General features: G+C 35.5%; 19 protein-coding genes and 1 other RNA gene. 7 read left to right on the top strand and 13 right to left on the bottom strand.

Annotated elements, in window-relative coordinates; genetic code table 11:
• The first annotated feature begins 57 nt into the window (after positions 1–57).
• Together QVA17_RS09830 and QVA17_RS09825 are read left to right on the top strand one after the other, a co-directional pair.
• Positions 58–990 carry a radical SAM protein gene (locus QVA17_RS09830; protein ID WP_287388514.1) on the top strand — a complete coding sequence of 311 codons (933 nt, stop codon included), beginning with the start codon at positions 58–60 and terminating at the stop codon, positions 988–990.
• 89 nt (positions 991–1,079) lie between these two features.
• A complete protein-coding gene (locus QVA17_RS09825) occupies positions 1,080–1,577 on the top strand; it encodes a DUF5721 family protein (RefSeq protein ID WP_287388511.1) in 498 nt (165 codons plus the stop codon).
• 684 nt (positions 1,578–2,261) lie between these two features.
• Here the strand turns inward: QVA17_RS09825 and QVA17_RS09820 are convergent.
• Both QVA17_RS09820 and QVA17_RS09815 read right to left on the bottom strand, forming a co-directional pair.
• Positions 2,262–3,578, bottom strand: coding sequence for a sensor histidine kinase (locus QVA17_RS09820; RefSeq protein WP_287388508.1), 1,317 nt, complete (start codon positions 3,576–3,578; stop codon positions 2,262–2,264).
• Positions 3,579–3,612: 34 nt separating this feature from the next.
• Positions 3,613–4,353: a LytR/AlgR family response regulator transcription factor gene (locus QVA17_RS09815; RefSeq protein WP_027430412.1), complete on the bottom strand. Its 741-nt coding sequence runs from the start codon at positions 4,351–4,353 to the stop codon at positions 3,613–3,615.
• A gap of 254 nt (positions 4,354–4,607) precedes the next feature.
• On the opposite strand from QVA17_RS09815, the gene htpG reads away from it, so the two are divergent.
• A complete protein-coding gene (gene htpG, locus QVA17_RS09810) occupies positions 4,608–6,599 on the top strand; it encodes a molecular chaperone HtpG (protein ID WP_287388502.1) in 1,992 nt (663 codons plus the stop codon).
• 356 nt (positions 6,600–6,955) lie between these two features.
• Positions 6,956–7,495 (top strand): signal peptidase I, encoded by a 540-nt coding sequence (lepB, locus tag QVA17_RS09805; protein WP_287388516.1) that lies wholly within the window; start codon positions 6,956–6,958, stop codon positions 7,493–7,495.
• Between the two features lie 113 nt (positions 7,496–7,608).
• Here the strand turns inward: lepB and efp are convergent, their stop codons facing one another.
• The 5 genes from efp to nrdR all read right to left on the bottom strand — a co-directional run bounded on the left by efp (position 7,609) and on the right by nrdR (position 11,159).
• Entirely contained in the window at positions 7,609–8,166 is a 558-nt protein-coding gene (gene efp, locus QVA17_RS09800) for an elongation factor P (RefSeq protein WP_027430409.1), read from the bottom strand.
• A 149-nt stretch (positions 8,167–8,315) separates the two neighbouring features.
• Positions 8,316–8,759 carry a type II 3-dehydroquinate dehydratase gene (aroQ, locus tag QVA17_RS09795; protein WP_287388500.1) on the bottom strand — a complete coding sequence of 148 codons (444 nt, stop codon included), beginning with the start codon at positions 8,757–8,759 and terminating at the stop codon, positions 8,316–8,318.
• A 59-nt stretch (positions 8,760–8,818) separates the two neighbouring features.
• A complete protein-coding gene (gene aroE, locus QVA17_RS09790; RefSeq protein ID WP_074520891.1) occupies positions 8,819–10,180 on the bottom strand; it encodes a shikimate dehydrogenase in 1,362 nt (453 codons plus the stop codon).
• Positions 10,167–10,685: a YqeG family HAD IIIA-type phosphatase gene (locus QVA17_RS09785; protein ID WP_287388499.1), complete on the bottom strand. Its 519-nt coding sequence runs from the start codon at positions 10,683–10,685 to the stop codon at positions 10,167–10,169. Before QVA17_RS09785 ends, aroE begins: the two co-directional genes overlap by 14 nt.
• 27 nt (positions 10,686–10,712) lie before the next feature.
• A complete protein-coding gene (gene nrdR, locus QVA17_RS09780) occupies positions 10,713–11,159 on the bottom strand; it encodes a transcriptional regulator NrdR (RefSeq protein ID WP_027430405.1) in 447 nt (148 codons plus the stop codon).
• 272 nt (positions 11,160–11,431) lie between these two features.
• Here nrdR and QVA17_RS09775 point away from each other — a divergent pair, with 272 nt between their 5' ends.
• The 3 genes from QVA17_RS09775 to QVA17_RS09765 all read left to right on the top strand — a co-directional run bounded on the left by QVA17_RS09775 (position 11,432) and on the right by QVA17_RS09765 (position 14,214).
• Positions 11,432–12,484, top strand: a complete 1,053-nt coding sequence (locus QVA17_RS09775; protein ID WP_027430404.1) for a lactonase family protein — start codon at positions 11,432–11,434, stop codon at positions 12,482–12,484.
• A gap of 294 nt (positions 12,485–12,778) precedes the next feature.
• Positions 12,779–13,696, top strand: coding sequence for an aspartate carbamoyltransferase (pyrB, locus tag QVA17_RS09770; protein ID WP_103952209.1), 918 nt, complete (start codon positions 12,779–12,781; stop codon positions 13,694–13,696).
• A gap of 92 nt (positions 13,697–13,788) precedes the next feature.
• The gene (locus tag QVA17_RS09765; RefSeq protein ID WP_027430402.1) at positions 13,789–14,214 is read left to right on the top strand and encodes an aspartate carbamoyltransferase regulatory subunit; all 426 of its coding nucleotides are present in this window, start codon (positions 13,789–13,791) and stop codon (positions 14,212–14,214) included.
• A 94-nt stretch (positions 14,215–14,308) separates the two neighbouring features.
• Here QVA17_RS09765 and rnpB read toward each other — a convergent pair.
• From rnpB to QVA17_RS09735, 6 genes are all read right to left on the bottom strand, one after another.
• An RNA gene (gene rnpB / locus QVA17_RS09760) (RNase P RNA component class A) lies at positions 14,309–14,660 on the bottom strand.
• A 30-nt stretch (positions 14,661–14,690) separates the two neighbouring features.
• Positions 14,691–15,059: a PilZ domain-containing protein gene (locus QVA17_RS09755; RefSeq protein WP_027430399.1), complete on the bottom strand. Its 369-nt coding sequence runs from the start codon at positions 15,057–15,059 to the stop codon at positions 14,691–14,693.
• Between the two features lie 105 nt (positions 15,060–15,164).
• Positions 15,165–16,211: a tRNA preQ1(34) S-adenosylmethionine ribosyltransferase-isomerase QueA gene (queA, locus tag QVA17_RS09750; protein ID WP_287388490.1), complete on the bottom strand. Its 1,047-nt coding sequence runs from the start codon at positions 16,209–16,211 to the stop codon at positions 15,165–15,167.
• A gap of 141 nt (positions 16,212–16,352) precedes the next feature.
• A complete protein-coding gene (gene pheT, locus QVA17_RS09745; protein WP_103952211.1) occupies positions 16,353–18,773 on the bottom strand; it encodes a phenylalanine--tRNA ligase subunit beta in 2,421 nt (806 codons plus the stop codon).
• A 159-nt stretch (positions 18,774–18,932) separates the two neighbouring features.
• On the bottom strand, positions 18,933–19,952 hold the full coding sequence (pheS, locus tag QVA17_RS09740; RefSeq protein ID WP_287388487.1) for a phenylalanine--tRNA ligase subunit alpha: 1,020 nt from the start codon (positions 19,950–19,952) through the stop codon (positions 18,933–18,935).
• Between the two features lie 115 nt (positions 19,953–20,067).
• Positions 20,068–20,920, bottom strand: an 853-nt coding sequence (locus QVA17_RS09735) for a hypothetical protein (protein ID WP_287388484.1), incomplete at its 5' end; no start/stop codon positions are given.

Here is a 20,920-nt window from a genome sequence, read left to right as displayed (position 1 = left end):
CCGCCCCGCGACTTTAGTCGCATCTCATGCGAGCACTTCCCCCCTGAAAGGATCACTATGAACTGTAACATCTGCCCTCGTGGCTGTAATATAAATCGAAAAACTAACATAGGATTTTGTAAATCCTCAGACCAAATAAGAGCAGCCCGTGCTGCTCTTCATTTTTGGGAAGAACCCTGTATTTCCGGAAGTAATGGCAGTGGCGCCATATTTTTTTCAGGCTGTAATATGCGATGCATTTTCTGCCAAAACTATAACATTGCCGCAAATACAGATGGAATTGAAATAAGTGTTGAGAGACTCTCAGAGATTATGCTAACCCTTCAAGCACAAGGGGCCAACAACATAAATCTTGTAACTCCAACACACTTTACTTATGAAATCATAAAGGCTCTTGAGCTTGCAAAGAACAAAGGCCTTGTTATTCCTATTGTCTATAACACTAGCTCTTATGAAAAGGTGGAGACTTTAAAGGATTTAGACGGTCTTGTGGATATCTATCTTCCTGATTTTAAGTATGTAAGCCATGAGTTATCAAAGGAATACTCAAACGCTCCAGACTATTTTGAAGTGGCTAGTGCTGCCCTTGCTGAAATGTATAGACAAAGAAAGGCTCCAGTATTCTTTACAGATGAAGAAAGAGAAATCCTTAAAAAAGCTCACAATGTAAATATAGAAGATGGAATTTTAAAATCCGGCATTGTTGTTAGACATCTTTGCTTGCCAGGAAGCACAAAGGATTCAAAGGCTGTCATAAAATATTTATATGAAAAATATGGCGACAACATTTTCATAAGCATAATGAACCAATATACTCCTCTAAAGCAGGTGGAAAATCATCCAAAGCTTCACAGAAAGGTGACAAAAAGGGAATATGATAGTGTCATTGACTACGCCCTTGATTTAGGCCTTACTAAGGGCTTTACCCAAGATGGCAGCGTGGCTAGTGAAAGCTTCATTCCTGAGTTTGACTATAGGGGAATTTTATGATCTAATTGACAGTGTTTTGATTTGCAATTATCATTTTATTATTATTTCGTTTTTGACTTATGTCAGAATAAATTTTGAGAGGAAAAAATATGATATCACTTACAGTTACTAATACCAGCGACTTTATGAACAAGCTCTTAGTAAAGGAAACTTTTGATATGTTACTTTTATCTGAGGCGGATATTCAGACTGGTTCATTTTATAAAATTGATGGTAGAATCAACACAAGTTTCTACACAGCCGAGGAATTAGAAGCTCTTCCTGATAGCCAATATTCTAACTGGAAGATGCAAAGACCTCACGTCTTTAATCTTATAAAGGGCAAGAAAGTGCCAAGCGGCCTTAAAATCATTTTCGCCCTATCAAAAAAAGCAATTGCAAAACTCATTGAGAAAAATGATATCGACCTTGATATTGATAGCGTTGATGGACTTTTTATAAATGTGAATTACAAGGATGATGCTGTAACAATTATTACAGGTACTTCTCTTAAGACTTTCACTCTTGATAAGAGTTTAGAGAAAGCTTTTGATGCTTATATTAAGAACACTTTTGAAATGGCTGAAATTGCCTATACAGAAAATTAAAGAAAGATGCAAACATAAGGAATGAATAGACTATAGACTTTGTCTACTCATTCCTTATTAACTAATATCATATAGAAATTCTCATTCACTACAGACAACGACAATAACTTAGGGTGTAATACAATATTAGTTGTCAGGAACGACTGACATCGTTTGCATGATGTTTTCATGATCTTTCGTGAAGCTCTTCATATCACGCTTATAATTTTACTCTTTTTAAAGTTCCCCTTTCAACACAGTTGAGTACCAAAAAGCTACATCTAAGTACATTGAGCACAATTTAAACCAATTAGAGTAAAAAAAATAAAGCCTAGAAATCTAGACTTTATTTTTTCGTTTAATGTTTGTGAATTCGAGGGTACGATCTGTCTAAAGACAATCTATATTATGTCCATATGAGAAAATGCATTTATTAATATACGGGACAATAGGGAGAACGCATTTCCTTATATGGGCATAACCTCCATGTTTGTTCTTTTATCCTTAATTAGATTTCGCCGAGTAACCAACGTCTAATTAAATCAAAAAATGCTGAACCGCTTACCATATTTAAAAACCTCCCACGATCTTTATGTTTACGATGATAATTTATCATCTAAGAATATTTTAATTTGTTAAGTTTTATTTTTCAACACAGTTGAGTACCAAAAAGCTACATTTGGATACACTTTTTTGAAAAAAGTTTTAACTATTATGATTAGGTATAATAATCTCAGTTGTGTAAATGTAACCGTCATCCGAAGTTATAAGAGAACCATCTAGCTTATCTAGTACATTCATTGCGTTCTTTAGGCCGTAACCATGGCCTTCCCCCTGTTTTGAAGTAATATATCTATTTCTAATTTTAACCGGTGGACTTATGCGCTTGTTCTTAATTGTAAGAATCTTGTTTACATTTGTCATAGACATTTCAATATAGACATCGCAGTCAAGCTTTGCCCTATCCTCTTGTCTCTCTTCACTAGTCATAGTCTCAAGCTTCTTGTTTGCTGCCTCGAAGGCATTAAGAACAAGATTATAGAAAATGGTACAAAGGTCGATATTTGATATACCCATGTCAGATGGCAAATGTCCCTCCCACCTTGCGTTTACCTTTGGACACTGTCTTATACACTCCGATAAAATAGATGACATAAGGCTGTTTCCGGTATTAATCTCAGGACTTAGCTCTGTAACATTTTCACACATAGCATCAATGTACCTAGCAAGCTCCTCATATTCCTTATTCTCGCTTAAATGTCGCATGCAAAAAAGATGCTTTCTAATGTCATGTCTAAAGGCCATAGTTTGGCTATCCTTCTCCTCCATGACCTTAAAATACTCGATCTGATTAGCAATTACCTTATTGGATAATTCGATTTCATACTCTAATCTGTCGTTTTTAACTAGGTTAAAGACAAGTAAAACTAAGGTAATTACTGCTAAACTTGTGGAAATTAAAAGCACCACTACTATTCTATCTAGGCTCATATTTAGGTTGAGAAAATATAGCGAGAAGACGCTAATATTTGCAATAATACTAAGACCTGCAAAGGAATAGACTAAAATGTACTTATCTAATTTATACTTGCTAAAATCAAACTTCTTCTTATAAACGATGAGGCTTATAACTAGAATCAAGAGAAATACTGGAATCTCTAAGATAAATTTAGTTGCATCATAATTGTAGATTGAAATTTTACTCTCTGGTATAAATAAATAATTTAGTATAGAAACTAGGCTATCAAGCATGGTTACTAGAACCGTTGCAAATATAAGCTTAGTTAGGTCTTTCTTATTGTAGAGATTAAAGCCTATAACCAGCACCGGCAGTACTATCTCAATAAAGTCCTGTAAGCTATCGTTTAAGAAAAACTCACTTAAGATACCCACCACTAAAACTAATATGATTGATGGGTAAAGTTTGTATTTCATTTTTAATTTAAAAATACAAGTAACTAATAAATAAACGTCTAAATATATTACTAACAAAATTAAAGCTCCTAAAAAATGATTATTCATGTCTTCTCCCTATAAATTGTCATCCTCACAAACATTAGATAGTCACTTTGTTGCTTAAGCTATAGACATTCATACTGTCTATAAAATGACCCCAATAACTAGAACTTACCTCAACCTCTTTATAATGCACGTTATCAAGCTTTACGCTTCCGCCTCTATAGCCCTTGCTATAGCCAACTACATGTTCTAGATTAATTACGTAACTTTTTGTAATTCTTACAAAGCAGTTAAGCTTTTCTTCTTCTACAAATCTTTCCCAATCGGAAATGTTTCTTGTGCTCTCCACCTCAGAATCTCTAGTTACTACAATGCTCTTTCTGTGTCCCGCTTCAAAAAGAACAATGTCGTTTATTTTCAAAACTAGCTTCTCTAATTTTGAGACAGGTACTTCTATCAATCTATTCTTGGTTATTTTCTTATGCGCAGCAGATATCATTTCATTGAATCTGTCTTTATTAATTGGCTTTCTAAGAAATCTAAAAGGTAACACTTTAAAAGTGTCATCAATAATTCCATCTTCACCTGTTAAAAAAACAATTAGTCCCGTAAAATTATTCTTTCTTAAAATCTCTGCAAGCTGCAGGCCATTAATCTCTGGCATTAAATGATCTAGAATTATTAAATCGTAAAAATTATAACCTTTGTTTTTCAGAGTCACCAACAGATCAATACTTGAACTATATCCGTCATACTCTATGCTGTCGTCAATATCTTGAATGCGCCATCTTACGTCGTCTATCACTATGCTGTCATCATCACATATGGCTATTCTCATAATTTACCTCCATTATTTAGTTAAGAAAAATAAAAACTAGAAGTTAAAATTTTGGTATATTATAGCATGAACGGAAACTAATATCTAGTAAATACAACTTATACATTTATCTTATAAGTTTATAAAAATTTTATTAGCACTCGGCTAATTTGAGTGCTAATTTTTATTGACTTTCAGTCATTTTAAGTTTAAAGTATATTTTGTTGGGCGAAAGCCTAGATTCTAATACTATTACAATCAAAGGAGTGGATAAAATGGCTAAAGAACACGGTAGTTTATCAATTAACAGTCAAAATATTTTTCCTATTATAAAAAAGTGGATGTACTCAGACCACGATATTTTCTATAGAGAATTAATCTCTAATGCATGTGATGCAATTACTAAATTAAAGAAGTTATCACTTATTGGCGAATACGAAGAGCCAGATGACATTGAATATAAGGTTAAAGTAGAAATTAGCTCTAAAGATAAGACTATCAAGATTATTGATAATGGTCTTGGTATGACAAGTGAGGAAGTTAACGAATATATCAACCAGATTGCTTTCTCAGGTGCTGAAGCCTTCCTTGAACAGTACAAGGATAAGACTAATGACGATCAGATTATTGGTCACTTCGGTCTTGGTTTCTACTCAGCTTTCATGGTAGCAAACAAGGTTACTATCGATACTTTATCATATAAGAAGGATGCAACAGCTGTTCACTGGGAATGTGATGGCGGTACAGACTATGATATGTCTGATTCAGATAAGACAAGCGTTGGTACAGAGATTACTCTTTACTTAAACGATGATTCTTATGAATTCTGCAACGAATACAAGGCTAGAGAAGTTCTTGAGAAGTACTGCTCATTCATGCCTGTTGAAATCTTTATGGAAAATGTTGACGAAGAGCCAAAGACTGTCGACATCCCTGAAGAAGAATTACAGGAAAAGGACGTTGTAGTTAAGCGTTTTACAAAGGATGCAGTAACTGAAGAGGTTGAGGAAGATGGCGAAAAGAAGACTGTTGAAAAAGAACCAGCAAAGAAGATGGTTACAATCAACAAGCGTCCAGAAGCTCTAAACGACATTCATCCATTATGGACAAAGCATCCAAATGAATGTAAGAAGGAAGACTATATTGAGTTCTATCACAGAGTATTTAAGGATTACAAGGAACCACTCTTCTGGATTCACTTAAATATGGACTATCCATTTAACTTAAAGGGTATCTTATATTTCCCTAAGATTAACATGGAATATGAATCTGCTGAAGGAACAATTAAGTTATATAACAATCAGGTATTCGTAGCTGATAACATCAAGGAAGTTATTCCTGAATTCTTACTCCTACTAAAGGGTGTAATTGATTGTCCAGACCTTCCACTTAACGTATCTCGTTCTGCCCTTCAGAATGACGGTTTCGTTAAGAAGATTAGCGACTATATTACTAAGAAGGTTGCTGATAAGTTATCAGGTATGTGCAAGACTGATAGAGAAAACTACGAGAAATACTGGGATGACATTAATCCATTCATTAAATATGGTTGCTTAAAGGATGAGAAGTTCGCTGAGAAGATGAACGACTACATTATCTTTAAGAACTTAGATAACAAGTACTTAACACTTAAGGAAGCCCTTGAGGAGAATAAAGAAAAGCATGAGAATACAATCTTCTATGTAACTGATATGCAGGAACAGAGCCAGTATATCAACATGTTTAAGGCAGATAATATCGATGCATTAATTCTTGATAACAGAATTGATCAGCCATTTATCCAGAGCTTAGAGGGTAAAAACGAAGGCTTAAAGTTTAGCCGTGTTGATGCTGCTATTGATGATAGCTTTAAGGAAGAAGTTAACGAAGATGAATTAAAGGATATCTCTGAAAAGCTTACAGATACATTTAAGAAGGCCTTAAACAATGACAAGCTTAATGTAAATGTAACAAAGCTCAAGGATGAGAACATTTCCTCAATGATTACTCTATCTGAGCAGGATAGACGTATGCAGGATATGATGAAGATGTATGGCATGGCAGGCATGGACCCATCTATGTTTGGTGCTAACGGTCAGACCCTTGTACTTAACGCTAACAACAAGTTAGTTGATTACGTTGCAAAAAATCCTGAAGGAGAGAACACAAAGCTCTTCTGTGAACAGATTTATGACCTTGCTTTACTTGCTCATGCACCACTCTCAGCAGAGGCTATGACAGCATTTATTTCAAGAAGTAATAAAATTATGGAATTACTTGCCAAATAAAAAAATTTAACGTAAAATAAAGCTAGTAAATTCGTGAAAAATAAGGGTTTTCCTACTTTTATGCGAATGTACTAGCTTTTCTTTTTAGCTAGACATTTTACGAACTTATAATATTTACAATTAGGGGTATAAAGATGGCTGACAATCGCAAATACAGATATAATGAGGAGTTCAACGACGATTTTCTAACAGATATCGATGACAGCGTAGATGACGGTATCTATTTTGAAAATCCTGACGACTATGACGACGATTTAGATTACTCTACTTCAGCTAGTAAATCTAGTTCTAAGAAATCATCTAGTGATGATTCTTCTAAATCAAATGCTTCTTGTAAGAAAGGCACTAAGAAGCTTATTGTAAAGGAAATCCTAAGCTATATTAAGATTTTAGTTATTGCTGCTGTTATAGCACTTATCATTACTAAATTCGTTATTATTAACGCTCAGGTTCCAACAGGTTCCATGGAGAACACAATTAATGTTAATGATAGATTAATAGGCTTTAGACTCGCTTATATCTTCTCAGAGCCTAAGCGTGGCGACATTATCATTTTCAAATTCCCAGATGATGAAGAGCAAAACTTCGTTAAGCGTGTAATTGGTACACCAGGAGACGTGGTTACAATCTCTGAGGGCAAGGTTTATGTAAATGGTGAAGAATTAGTTGAGGACTATATAAAAGAGGCCATGGTTGACGATGGCACAAGCCAGACTTATATCGTTCCTGAAGATAGCTACTTCGTATTAGGGGATAATAGAAATAGCTCAAAAGATTCTAGATTCTGGGATACAACTTCTTATGTAACTAAGAACGAGATTTTAGCTAAAGTAATCTTTAAGTATTATGATGGTGAAAATTCAAAACCAACCTTTAGTCTATTTAGCAGAAGCTAGTCAAACACTGCTCTAGTTTAAGTTAGTCTTAATTTAATCAATAAGTAAAAAAAATCGCTTAGTAAATAACTAAGCGATTTTCTTATTATTATAATCTTTATTAAACTCTAAAATTATGCTCTTGAAAGATATTCACCAGTACGTGTATCAATCTTAATTGTATCACCCTGGTTAACGAATAATGGAACATTGATCTTAGCGCCTGTTTCAAGGATAGCTGGCTTTGTAGCACCTGTAGCTGTATCACCCTTAACACCTGGCTCAGATTCTGTAATTACAAGTTCAACTGTAATTGGTGGCTCGATAGAGAATACGTTACCGTTATGTGAACATAGCTTAACTAATTCATTCTCCTTAACGAACTTAAGTGAATCACCAACGTTATCAGCTGATAATGCGATCTGATCGTATGTCTCTGTATTCATGAAGTAGAATAAATCTCCATCAGCGTAAAGATACTGATATTCCTTCTTTTCGATGTGAGCTAAATCAAACTTTTCTGTTGGTCTGAAAGACTTTTCAACAACACCACCAGAAACGATGTTCTTTAACTTTGTTCTAACAAAAGCTGCGCCCTTACCTGGCTTTACATGCTGGAATTCAATAATCTGCCAAATGTTTCCATCCATCTGAATTGTAATACCATTTTTAAAATCACCTGCTGTAACCATGCTTGGTAAACCTCCTAAATAAATCAATTATGTTATCTGTTCTTAAATAATATATAAACTTATGATAACTCAAATCTTAAGAAAGATTATCCCCTCCTAAGATACGCAATAACCTTATTAATTTTATACTAATAAAGGCCATTTGGCAACTATTTTTTATTAACCATATCCATTAATGCCTCAAGTCCGTATAAATATCCCTTAAGTCCAAGGCCTACAATCTGTCCATCACAAACAGGAACTGTAACTGATGTATGTCTAAAGTCTTCCCTTTTATGAACATTTGAAATGTGAAGCTCAATCTTCTTAATATCAGCTACTGAAGCTAGGGCATCTCTAATGGCATAAGAATAGTGAGTAAAGGCACCTGGATTAATTAAAATTCCATCCACCTTCTCATAGTAAGCTTCCTGAATCTTATCAATTATTGCTCCCTCATGATTAGACTGGAAAACCTCTACTTCTATTCCTAACTCCTTAGCCTTAGACTCAATCATGGAAACTAAAGTCTCATAGTTGTCATTACCATAAATTCCTTTCTCTCTAATTCCAAGAAAATTAATATTTGGTCCATTAAGAACTAATAATTTCATCTTAACTACCACCTTTCATTTACTACACTTAATTTTAATTCTTATCTCTTTAAGATAATTTATGAATTAATTATATCCTTATACATATCTTCAAAATCTCTATTGGCTGTATCCACCTTTACAGTAGCCGCCTTTTTATAGATTTCTTCTCTCTTCTCCATAAGCTCATCGATTCTATCAGACAAGTTAACATCCTTTAAAAGCGGTCTGTTATTGCTTGATGAAAGTCTCTTAATAAGCTCACATTTAGGTGTCTCTAAATAAACGACCTTACCCATATTAGCAAGTAACTTCTGATTTTCAGGCTTTACAACAAGGCCTCCACCAACTGAAATTACGCAGTTAGTAAGCTTTGCCTGAAGTTCCTTAACCACGCTTGTTTCAAGCTCTCTAAAGTACTCCTCACCCTTAGTTTCAAAAATTTCGTTTATAGACATATTTTCCTTAGACTCAATATAGTCGTCGGTATCGATAAATTCCATGTCCTTGTGCTTTGCAATCCACTTGCCAAAGGTAGACTTACCGCTTCCCATAAAGCCTATTAAAATGATGTTTCCTGCCATATGGGCGCGCATCTTAGTATAAATCTTTTGGCACTCTGAAGCTGAAATCTTAGTGTCTGTCCATAATTCGTAAGCACAAACGCCCTGGTAGAGTAACATTTTCAAACCATTATAAGCTTTCTTGCCGGCCTTGTTACATAGCTTCATAAAGCGGGTTCTGTAAGGATTATAGATTATATCCACCCCTGCTGATAGCTTTTTGTAAAATGCATCATCGCTTATAATTACATCCTCTACGTTAGGATATAAGCCTACGCTAGTACACTGAATGCAAAGGCAGTCATTATCCTCAATTCGCTCATATTCATCAAGGCCTAAAACCTCAACAATATCTGAATTAAAATGTGCATTAACCGCTTCTTTAATAGAATTAGCCTTATCAAGACTTCTATTAATTACAAAAACTTTTTTAGCTTCCCTGCTGGCACATAAAAATGTAATTGCTCTTGCAGCTCCTCCTGCTCCAAGAATAATACATGTCTTATTCTTAATGGATAAGCCCTCATCCATTAATTCACGCTCTAGTCCAAGGATATCAGTATTGTAACCCTTAAAGCCCTTCTCATCCCTTACTAGAGTATTAACTGCCCCAATGGCCTTAGCTAATGGGTCAATTGCTACTAAACTCTCCATTACTCTTTGCTTGTGGGGAACTGTTACATTTAAGCCAACAATTCCAAGTGAGTAAGCCCCTTTAATGGCACTATCCACGTCTTCATCCTCAACTCTAAAGGTTGTATAAACCATATCGATATCCTTTAGCTTTGATAAATTGTTGTGGATTAGTGGGGAAATAGAGTGTTCAACCGGATTTCCAACAAGTCCGCAAAGCTTTGTTGTTCCCTTAATTTCTTTCATTTTCCTTCTTCCTTAAAAACCTTTTGTAAGACTTTAAAACAATCCACTCAAGTCTTCTTTTTAATACTATCTGAATCTCCTCATGCTTTGCAATAGGTTTTACTAATATTGAGAAAATTCCTGCTCTATTAGCGCCCCAAACATCAGTAAAAATCTGGTCTCCAACAAAAAATGTTTCATTAGATCTTGTATTCATAATGTTCATGGCCTTGTGATAGTTTCTAGGATTTGGCTTGCCTGCCTTACTAACGTACTTAGAATTAGCTGCATTAGCTAGAGGTCTTACTCTTTCCTCGCCGTTATTAGAGATAATGCAGGTTTCAAAACCTATCTCGTGTAATCTCTCAAATAAATTCTTGCATCTTTCATCTACCGGTGCATTATGTTCTACTAGGGTATTATCTATATCAAAGATAATGCCTCTATAACCACCGTTATAGAGGCCCTCATAATCAATATTATACGCAGAATCAATATACAAATCCGGATAAAATCTCTTTAACATAAAAACTCCTTATAACAATAGATTGCTCTATTTTAAAATTTTCTTGATTTCATCCATAAATGTGTTTACATCCTTAAATTCACGATATACGGAAGCAAATCTTACATAAGCGACTTCGTCTGCATCCTTTAATTTATCCATAACGATTTCGCCAATTGTATTAGTAGAAATTTCTTTCTCTCCCATATTAAATATCGTATTCTCAATTTCGTCAACCATAGAATTAATCTTTGAGATAGAAACTGGTCTCTTATGACATGATCTAACTATGCCTGCCACTATCTTCTCTCTATCATATGGTTCTCTGTTATTATCCTTTTTTATAACAATAAGCGGTAGGGTCTCTACTTTCTCATATGTTGTAAATCTCTTACCACAAACTTCACACTGACGACGTCGTCTAATTGAGCTATCGTCTGTTGGTCTAGAATCAATAACCTTAGTATTATCATTACCACAGAATGGACACTTCATGTTAAGCACCTCCGCATCTTTTATTTAAATCAATTATATGTAATTTTTTAAGCAACGTCAAGTTTATATTTACTTGTCAAGTATACATAATTACTAGATTTCGTAACATTTTCAATAACACTTTATTATATTAGTTTTGTTAAAAAATTAACCGAGTCCTATTGAAAAATAGCCCTCCTTGAATTAAAATTGAACTAGATTGTTTTAACGTGACAAAAAACTAAAGGGGTTTTTATATTCATGGAGACAATACTTTTTATTGGAGGAAAACTATGAGTAAAAAATACGTAGCATATGTGGGAACATACACACAGGAAAAAAGTAAGGGCATTCATATTTATGATTTAGATGTGCCAAAGGGACGTATTACTGAAAGAGATGAGATTGAAATCGACAATCCTTCTTATGTGACTACATCATATGATAAGCAGTTCCTTTACTCTATTTGTGATCAGGGTGTTACTTCCTTTAAAATATTAGAAGATGGTTCTTTAAAGAAGCTTAATACTGCTTCTATTAACGGTATGAGAGGCTGTAATATTGTTACAACTAAGGACAATAAGTTTATGGTTGTTGCAGGTTATCACGATGGTAAGATTACAGTTTTAAAGATCAAGGCAGATGGTTCAATTGGCGGCATTGCTGATGAAGTATTCCATAAAGGTATGGGAAGTATTGCTGAACGTAATTCAAGACCACATGTTAGTGGAGTTTGCTTCACACCTGATGAAGATTTACTTTGCGCTTGTGATTTAGGTATCGATCAGATTAAGCTTTACGAATTTGACCACAAGACTGGTAGAATTAAGCTCTATGATATTATTAGATCACAGCAGGAATCAGCTCCTCGTCAGCTTTTATTTAGTGCAGATGGTAAATTTGCTTATGTTGTTTGCGAGCTTAAGAACTACATCAACGTATACGAATATGACAAGAATTCAGATAAGAATAGATTTGAACTTATTCAGAACATTTTCACTGTAAGAAAGGACCACAAGTCTAATAGTGCAGCAGCTTATATTACCTTTACAAACTCAGGCAATAACTTACTTTGCTCTAATGCTGGTGATAACACTCTTACAGTTTATAAAGTAGATAAGAAGACAGGTAAGTTATCAGCTCTTAATTCCTTACCTGTAAGTGGCGAATATCCTAAGTTCTTAGGTGTATTCCCAGATGACAAGCATGTAATGTGTATGAATAACGAGAATAACACAATTACAATTTTTACTGTTGATTATGAGAAGGGCTTAATTGTTATGAATGGTAAGCCACTTAACATTTCTCATCCTAACAACATGGAGATTGTTGAATTAGAAGACTAATTAGAATTTAGTCAAGACTCGCTCGCGAGTCTTGCGCGCCGGATTCGGGTCTGCTTCAGCAGACAAATTCCTATCCGAATCCGTGCGCATCCTCGCGGAGCGTTTAACTCAGTCGGGGTACAAGCTCCGACTGAGTTAAAAAATATTGTGATTCTAATATAAGCCCTAAGAAAATTAAGTTTATTTTTCTTGGGGTTTATTTTTTGTATTTTTTTTGAAATAAACATTGATATTTTATGATTTTAATAGTAGAATACTTAAGATTAAAAATTAATTGAGATTTACGGAGGCATTATGAAACATTTACTTAGTCCGCTAGATTTAAGTGTTGAAGAATTAAATAACCTACTTGATTTAGCCAGAGATATTTCTCACAACCCAGATAAGTATTCTAAACGTTGTGAAGGAAAGAAATTAGCTACTTTATTCTATGAACCTAGTACAAGAACCCGATTAAGTTTTGAAGCTGCTATGCTTAACTTAGGAGGGTCTGTATTAGGTTTTTCTTCTGCTAACTCATCTTCCGCTTCAAAGGGCGAAAGCGTTGCAGATACAATTCGTGTTATTTCGTGTTATGCAGATATCGCTGCTATGAGACATCCAAAGGAAGGTGCACCAATGGTTGCTGCTTCTGTTTCTAGAATTCCTGTTATTAACGCAGGTGATGGTGGTCATCAGCATCCAACTCAAACTCTTACAGATCTTATGACAATTAGAGAGCTTGGTGGTTCCCTTGATAATTTCACTATTGGTCTTTGTGGCGATCTTAAATTTGGACGTACTGTTCATTCTCTTATTAGTTCCCTTGTTAGATATTCTAACATCAAGTTTGTTCTTATTTCTCCTAAAGAACTTAGAATTCCTGATTACATCAGAGAAGATGTTTTAAAAGAAAATAATTGTGACTTCGTTGAAGTTGAAAGCTTAGACGATGTTATTGGCGATCTTGATTTCCTTTACATGACAAGAGTACAAAGAGAAAGATTCTTCTCTGAAGATGAATACTTAAGAATGAAGGGCTTCTACGTTCTTGATAAGGCAAAGATGGCTAAGGCAAAAGAAAATATGTATGTATTACATCCACTTCCAAGAGTAAATGAAATCTCTGTTGAAGTTGATGACGATCCAAGAGCAGCTTACTTTAAGCAGGCTCAATTCGGTGTATATGTAAGAATGGCTCTTATCCTTACACTTCTTGGACTTGATAAATAATAAATCTTAATAGATAGGAATTGGCGCTAATAAAGACGGGTTTTAGCATCATTTTTAAAATTAAGAAATACAAATATAAATGAGGAGATTCTATGTTAAACGTTGGACAGTTAAATGAAGGTTTCGTACTTGACCATATTGAAGCTGGCAAGGCTATGGAAATCTATAATAAACTTGGACTTGGCTTACTTGATTGTCAGGTAGCTATTATAAAGAATGCTCGTTCTAATAAGATGGGCAAAAAAGATATCATTAAGATTGAGGGTGGTCTTGATTTAGTAGATTTAGACGCGCTTGGTTTTATTGATCATAACATCACTGTTAATGTAATTAAGAACGGTGAAATCGTTGAGAAAAAGACACTTTCTCTTCCAAAGGAAATTACTAATATTATCTTCTGTAACAACCCAAGATGCATTACTTCAATTGAACAGGGGTTAAAGCACGTATTCTTCCTTGCAGATGAGGAAAAGCAGGTTTACAGATGTAAATACTGTGAAGAAAAATATAATAGATAATGCATCCAAAATTTAATAATATAAATGGCCTAGGCAATTGCTTGGGCCAGTAAAAAAATAACAGCAGCCATCACTGGCTGCTGTTATTTTATTATAAATGAGCAAAACTATAAGCCGGGTTATGTCGAATTGCTTCGTGATGATCATCTATCTAGTTCTACTGTTGCCAATAGACTCAAGCGACCTACCTAAAACACGCCGGGCAGACGTATTGTTTTTACTCGGTCTTGCTTCGAATGGGGTTTACATAGCCAATCTTGTTACCAAGACTGCGGTGGTCTCTTACTCCACCTTTCCACCCTTACCATAAAATGGCGGTATATCTCTGTTGCACTAGCCTTGGAGTCGCCTCCACCGGACGTTATCCGGCATCCTGCCCTATGAAGCCCGGACTTTCCTCACCTACTTCCTTTCGGAAATGTAGCCGCGATCATCTGTCTTACTCATATATAAATCTGAAATTGTAATTACAACTTTTAAGCCCCTTCAGTTGCTAGTCTTGATTCGTAAACGATCTGATATACATCAATCTTAAACTGATCATCACTAGTAATACCAATGAAACGGCATCCATAAGTTGTTTCTGGTTCGCCTCTATTCTCCATGCGAACTACTTCGATAATTGCTTCAAAGGATTCCTTGTTATCAAGCTTGATAATAGTATCATGATATGAGTTTAACTTAAACTTTCTATCTGACTTAAATGCAATACCATCCTTTGAAATGTTAAGAGTATTAACAGAAACTGCTTTGCCTGAAATACCCGTAACAAAATTATCCCCTAATTGCTTTAATGCAATGACTGCGTCGATGTCAGTCCTTTTAGACTTTCTTCGTTCAACCATCTTATTACCTCCAGTTTTAATCCTCTCTACTAGTATTATTTTAGCACAACAGTGCATTAATTAACAACTGATATGACAGGATTTTTCATTAAACACTCATTAAATTTACTGTATTTCATTGTCTGTAATAAACATTGCATCACCAAAACTAAAGAATCTATACTTCTCTTCCACTGCAATCTTATAGGCATTAAGTACATTTTCTCTGCCAGCAAGTGCAGATACAAGCATAACAAGTGTAGATTCTGGAAGATGGAAGTTAGTAATAAGGCAATCAATTGTCTTAAATTTATAACCTGGATAGATGAAAATGTCTGTCCAGCCTGTCTTAGCAGGCACTGTACCATCTTCGTTAGCTACAGACTCAATAGTTCTTGTAGAAGTTGTTCCTACAGAAATTACTCTGCCACCATTCTTCTTAGTCTCATTAATTATATCAGCAGCTTCCTGGCTAACCATATAGAATTCTGAGTGCATGTGGTGATCTAAGATATTCTCAACCTTAACAGGTCTAAATGTACCAAGACCTACGTGAAGGGTTACTCTTGCGATTTTAACGCCCTTTTCCTCGATAGCCTTAAGTAATTCATTAGTAAAATGTAAACCTGCTGTAGGGGCTGCAGCTGAGCCCTTATGAGTTGCATAAACTGTCTGGTATCTATCCTTATCTTCAAGCTTATGTGTTATATATGGTGGAAGTGGCATCTGTCCTAAGTCATCAAGAATTTCTTCAAAAATACCATCGTATTCAAACTGAATAATTCTATTACCATCATCAACAATGTCCTTAACTTCAGCAACAAGCTTACCATCACCAAAGCTAATTCTAGCTCCAACCTTAGCTTTTTTACCTGGTTTAACTAAAACTTCCCATGTATCCTTTAAATCCTCTTTACGCTTAAGTAAAAGCACTTCAATGCCTGCGCCTGTGCCTTCCTTCTCACCGTAAAGTCTTGCAGGAATAACCTTAGTATCATTAAGAACTAAGCAATCCCCTGGATTAAGATAGTCAATAATTTCTCTAAAAATCTTATGTTCTAGTTTTCCTGTGTTCTTATTAAGAACCATAAGTCTAGATGAAGATCTATCAGATAGTGGATCCTGAGCAATTAACTCCTCTGGTAAATCATAGTCAAAATCATGTAAATCCATCATTAAACACCTATAAATATGACCAACGCGATCATACCCTTTCTTTTATCAAAAACTAACTTCGGGAAGCGATCTTACAAAACTCCCCGAAGTTAGTATTTTATCATTTAATTGTTATTATAAAAAGTTAAAACTTTAAAATTAAGCTCTTAATTCAACACCTGCTGCTGATAAATCCTTTAAGATGTTATCCATTACTGGTGTAATGTCCTTATCTTCAAGAGTTCTATCATTAGCTCTAAATGCGATTGAGTAAGCAACTGACTTAAAGCCTTCCTTAATCTGACTACCCTCATAGATATCGAATAAGTTATAGCTTTCAACTAACTTGCCACCACGCTTAGCAATAATAGCTTCAACGTCACCAACTGGCATAGTCTTTGGCATTACCATACTTAAATCTCTTGTTACAGCAGGGAACTTAGCGATTCCTGTATACTTAATATCGAAGTTAGCAAGCTCTGTTACTACTGGCATATCAAGAACTGCAACATAAGCTCTATCACCAATACCGTAAGTATCAGCTACCTTAGGATGAACTTCACCTAAGTAACCAAGTACTTTACCTTCATATGAGATTTCAGCCTGTCTACCTGGATGTAAGAAGTTCTTCTTAGCATCTGCATTATATGTTAACTTGTTGCTAATTCCAATTTCATCAAGGAATTCTTCAACAACACCCTTCATTGTAAAGAAGTCGCCATCACCAAAGAAACCAAGTGTGAACTGAACTCTCTCATCTGGAAGTTCTTCACCTGTTGGAATATAAACCTTAGCAAGCTCGAATAACTTAACGTTCTTGTTACGTCTGTTATAGTTTGTTGAAAGGCTGTTTAACATACCATTAAGTGGAAGTGTTCTCATGATTGAGAAATCTTCACCAAGTGGGTTAGAAATAACAATAGTCTTTCTTAACTTATCATCTGCATCAAGCATTAACTTATCAAATACCTTAGGGCTTTCAAATGAATATGTCATAGCTTCTGAGAAACCAGCAAACTTAGCAATTCTAGCAGCCTCTAATTCAACTTCCTGCTTAAATGAAATCTTACCCATTGTAGTTGCACCATGAGGAAGAGTTGTAGGAATGTTGTCATAACCAAAGAATCTAGCTACTTCTTCAGCGATATCAGCATTTCTAAGTAAATCCTGTCTAAATGTAGGAATAATTAACTCATTGCTATCCTTATCATATTCAATTTCAAGTCTCTTAAAATATGTCATCATATCATCAGTTGATACATTTGTACCAAGTAATGCATTAATCTTTTCTGGCTCGAAAGTAATTCTCTTTCTTTCATTCTTAACTGGGTAAATGTCAATAGCACCACCAACAACTACACCAGCACCAAGCTCTTCAATAAGCTGGCAAGCTCTATCCATTGCAGCCATAGCATTTTCAGGATCAAGACCCTTTTCAAACTTACCTGAAGCATCTGTACGAAGACCAACTCTCTTAGCTGACTTTCTAATGTTAGTACCATCAAATGTAGCAGCCTCGAAAAGCATTGTCTTAACATTGTCAGTAATCATAGAATTTTCGCCACCCATGATACCTGCAATACCAATAGCCTTCTTACCGTCATTAATCATAAGCACTTCTGAATCAAGATTTCTTTCCTGACCATCAAGTGTTACAAACTTTTCTCCGTCCTTTGCTCTTGCAACAACGATCTTTCTATCTTCAATAGTTTCAAGGTCGTAAGCATGCATTGGCTGACCATATTCTTCCATAACATAGTTTGTAATATCAACGATGTTATTAATAGGTCTAATACCAGCTGTCATAAGTCTTCTTCTCATCCACTCTGGAGATGGAGCAAGCTTAATATCCTTTACAACTCTAGCTGTGTAGCGCTTGCAAAGGTCGCTATCCTTAACTTCAACCTTAATATAATCATTAACGTCCTCATCGTTACCTGTCTTAGTAACAACTGGAGCCTTAAATTCCTTCTTAAATGTAGCTGCTGCCTCTCTTGCAATACCAATTACGCTATAGCAGTCTACTCTGTTGTTAGTAATTTCATATTCGTAAACAACATCATCAAGACCAAGATACTCAATTGCTGATGAACCAACTTCTGCATCATCACCAAGGAAGTAGATACCGTCTGGATCTGCACCTGGGAAGAATTCAGAAGAAACACCAAGCTCTTCCATAGAGCACATCATACCAAATGATTCAACTCCACGAAGCTTACCCTTCTTAATCTTAATTCCATTCTCTGGAAGTGCGCCACCATCGTGACCACCAGCTACCTTACCACCATCAAGTACTACGATAACCTTCTGTCCTGAACTTCCAACCTTAACATTTGGAGCACCTGTTACAATCTGTAAAACTTCTGTTCCAACGTTAACCTTACAAACTACAAGCTTGCTAGCATCTGGATGAGCCTCAACAGACTCGATCTGGCCAACAACGATTTTCTCTAAGTTCTTATTATATCTTTCAAATCCCTCAACCTTTGTACCTGAAAGTGTCATAGCATCACGGAATTCCTGATCAGTACACTCAAGGCCTGGGACCATAGCTTTAATCCAATTTAAAGATGTATTCATGATTTAATCTCCCTTTTAGTTGCTTTTCTTATTTAAATTCCTAAAGTTACATGGCAACTGCTTCGCAGTTGTCACAACTAATTGAAGCTCTCGCATTAGAATTGCCCTTGGCAATCTGCTCGAGCCTACATGGCAACTGCTTCGCAGTTGTCACAACTACTAGAACTGCTTTAAGAATCTTTCATCATTCTCGTATAGAAGTCTCATATCATCGATTTCATACTTAAGAAGTGCAATTCTCTCTAAGCCGATACCAAATGCAAATCCTGTGTACTTATCCTTATCGATGCCGCTCATTTCAAATACGTGAGGATGAATCATACCACAACCAAGGATTTCAATCCAACCTTCACCCTTACACATACGACAACCCTTACCGCCGCACTTAAAGCAGCTTACATCCATCTCTGCACTAGGTTCTGTGAATGGGAAGTGATGAGGTCTAAACTTAACCTTTGTCTCTGGTCCAAAGAGCTGCTTAGCAAATTCAGCAAGTGTACCCTTTAAATCAGCAAATGTAATATTCTCATCAATTACCATACCTTCAACCTGATGGAAGCAAGGTGAATGTGTAGCATCAACTTCATCTGCTCTATAAACTCTACCAGGACTAATCATCTTGATTGGGAGCTTTCCTCTTTCCATCTCATGAACCTGAACTGATGAAGTCTGAGTTCTAAGTAATGTCTTCTCATCAATATAGAATGTATCCTGTTCATCCTTAGCTGGATGGTTTGCAGGAATGTTAAGTGCCTCGAAGTTGTAGTAATCATATTCAACTTCTGGACCTTCAACAACTTCATAACCCATACCAACGAAAATCTTCTTAACCTCTTCAAGAGCTAATGTATTAGGATGACTATGTCCTACATTAGTCTTCTTAGCTGGAAGTGTTACATCAATTACTTCAGACTTTAACTTAGCTTCAAGAGCCTTACTAGCTAAGCTCTTCTTTGCATCTTCTAAAACTTCCTCGATTGCTGCTCTTGTTTCATTAACAATCTGACCAACCTTAGGTCTATCTTCTGGTGCAACGTCCTTCATTCCCTTTAGTATTTCTGTAAGTTCACCCTTCTTACCTAAAAAGGCTACTCTGATATCATTTAATTTATCAAGAGAATCAGCTTCATTAATCTTAGCAAGCGCATTCTCTTTAAGCTTTACTAGTCTCTCGTTCATAATAACTCCTCAATATAACGTAGTAGTGTTTACTGACCCTCTCCAAGGTCCAAAAAACCATTTCTTATTGTAACACAACCCCTAATTTTTGCAATAATTTATAATTTATTATCTATTAAAATGCATGCTTTCTCTCATACATCTCAACAACCCTCAATGCATCCGCAGCATATTGTGGATTTTTGTTAGTTACATTTTTAATATTATTCTTAGCTTCCTTAATACGATTCTCATTATACTCAATCTGACCACGAAGCTTCTGTCTTCTAGAGGTTAACTTATGTCTAATCTCCACCATTTCCTTATCAGAAAGAATGGCTCTAGCTTGAGATAGCCAGATATGAGGATCATAAAGGTCAAGCATGCGTAAAATGTCTTCAAGCTCTTTTTCTGCAGAACTAAGAGCAGAAGTCATCTCCACAAGATGTTTTTGATCAGCTCGCATAATATTAAAGAGTTTAAATTTTTCTGCAAGCTCATAGGAACTTGTTATATCATACTTAGCATACTCGTAATCTAGTGTGTTAGCAGCGTTTATGTACTTAATCTTCACCTTATTAAGAAGAGTTGTGGCCTTATTAATTTTATTCTCCACCACATAGACTTCTCTTTCAGTACGACGAAGAAGAGCGAACATAAAGAGTGCAAGGGCTGCTGCTAGAGCAGTCACAATAACAAATAGTAAAGTGTTAGCATCATCTTGAAGCTTAAACATTGCTATAACAAATACCACAAAAACCACCATAAGGCAAATTATTGTAGTAATAGCAAGGCTTCTAATGTTTAACTGACGCCTAACTAAAGACTTAGCCTCTGACTTAAGATTGATTCTCTCGCCCTCAAGCATCCTCATGTCTCGCTTTACATTTTCATAATAATTCTCTTGGCTCTGGATATCATCTATAGCGCCTGGAATCTGGTCTTCTAGGCTCTCTAGTTTTCTAAAGACCTCCATAGGCAGCTGGTTT

Origin of the sequence: Lachnospira sp. (assembly GCF_016290755.1) — a bacterium.
In the GTDB taxonomy this organism is placed as follows: domain Bacteria; phylum Bacillota; class Clostridia; order Lachnospirales; family Lachnospiraceae; genus Lachnospira; species Lachnospira multipara.
Note: the sequence above shows the minus strand (reverse complement) of the source record. Positions and strands in the feature narration are given on the sequence as shown.